Raw genomic sequence first — 1,617 nt, forward strand, 5'->3', positions numbered from 1 at the left:
GCTCGGGGCGCGCGGCGCCCGCCACCGCGCGCGTGTGAACCGGCGCGCGGTGGGCGCGGGGGGGGCGGGCGGCCCCCCGCAGCCCGCCCGGGGGGGGCGCGCGCCGCCCGTCCGGGCGGTCGTCCGTGGTCATCGGCTGTCCTTCCGGATCGTGGGGGGTCGGGGTGGGCGGTCCGACGCGGGGTCAGAGGGTGTCGTGGTAGCGGCGCTCCTCGACGACCACGTCGTCCAGGCCGCGGCCGCCGAGGGTGCGGCGGCGGCCGAGGACGCTCGCGTACACGACCACGCCGAGCAGGCCGGCCGCCATGAGGACGATGCCGACCACGGTCAGGTCGACACCCGAGAAGTGCCAGTCCACACCGAAGGTGAGGATGGCTCCGATCGCGAACAGGATGATGCAGCCGCCGAGGCCCATGGTCGTTCCCTTCGTCGTCGGTCCGGCCCTCCCAGCGGGGGCCGCTGCGCGTCTACCCCCGGTTTGCGCCGGCATCCGCGTCCGTCCGCCCGGTGCCGGGCCGAACTGCCCGCGGCGGACCGGGCGGAGGGGCCGTCAGGGCCGGTCGGACGAACCGGCCGCGGTCCGGTCGAGGGTGACCTTCGGCAGCGCCTCCGGGTGTGTTCCGCGCAGGTAGCCGATCAGGTGCTCGCGCATCCAGCAGCGGAGTTCGAACGCGTCGGAGGCGTTCCGCGCGGTCATCAGGGCACGCACCACGATGGTGCTCGGGGTGGTGTCGACGACCTGGAGGGCGCTGCCGCGGCCGTCCCAGTGGTCGCTCTCCTTCAGCAGGCGCTCGAACTCGGCGCGCAGCTCGGCCATCGGCGTCCGGTGGTCGAGGTGCAGCACGGCGGTGCCGGTGATCGCGGGGTCGCGCCGGGACCAGTTCTCGAACGGCTTGCCCACGAAGTACGAGACCGGCATGACGATCCGCCGCTGGTCCCAGGTGGTGATGACGACGTAGGTGAGGGTGATCTCCTCGACGGTGCCCCAGTCGCCGGCGACCACCACCTCGTCGCCGAGGCGCACCATGTCGCCGAAGGCGAGCTGGATCCCGGCGAACAGGTTCGCCAGGGTGCTCTGTGCGGCGACGCCGACCACCAGGCCGAGGATGCCCGCGGACGCGAGCAGGCTGGCGCCCACCGACCGCACGGCCGGGAAGGTCATCAGCGCCGCGGCCAGGGCGACCACGGCGATCCCGGCGCTGGCCAGCCGGCGCAGCATGCCGGTCTGGGTGCGCACCCGGCGGATCCGCGCGGGGTCGCGCCGCTCGGTGGCGTACCGGGCCAGCGAGGTGTCGATCAGCAGCGCCACACCGCGGGCCAGCAGCCAGGCGCCGGTGGCGAGTGCGGCCAGCACCAGGCCGTGCCGGACCGGTCCGCGGGCGGGGTCGGGCAGGCCGGCCCCGGGCTCGGCGGCGAGCAGCAGCAGCGCGCCGAGGGTGAGCAGGACGGGCACCCGGCAGGGCCGCAGCAGGCCGCGCAGCGGGCTGCCGGCCAGCCGCGGGGCGAGATGACGGGAGAGCAGCAGCACGGCGCGGTCCAGCACCAGCGCCGTGAGGACGACCGCCGCGACGACGGCGACGGGCCGCAGGGCACTCCACAGGGACATGGTTCTCCTTC

At 75.6% G+C, this 1,617-nt stretch carries 2 protein-coding genes; both read right to left on the reverse strand.

All coding sequences use genetic code 11. The features are described from left to right. Nucleotides 1-184: 184 nt before the first annotated feature. Nucleotides 185-415 (reverse strand): DUF6458 family protein, encoded by a 231-nt coding sequence (locus ACFV0G_RS39145; RefSeq protein WP_380558618.1) that lies wholly within the window; start codon nt 413-415, stop codon nt 185-187. A gap of 135 nt (nt 416-550) precedes the next feature. Beyond that, nucleotides 551-1,617 (reverse strand): mechanosensitive ion channel family protein (locus tag ACFV0G_RS39150; protein WP_380558621.1); only part of this gene is annotated, 1,067 nt, incomplete at its 5' end.

The organism is Kitasatospora sp. NPDC059571 (genome assembly GCF_042735675.1).
In the GTDB taxonomy this organism is placed as follows: Bacteria; Actinomycetota; Actinomycetes; order Streptomycetales; family Streptomycetaceae; genus Kitasatospora.

Excerpts from the sequence above, each read along its gene's own strand:
- ACFV0G_RS39145 (WP_380558618.1), bottom strand. The coding sequence starts at position 415 with ATGGGCCTCGGCGGCTGCATCATCCTGTTCGCGATCGGAGCCATCCTC.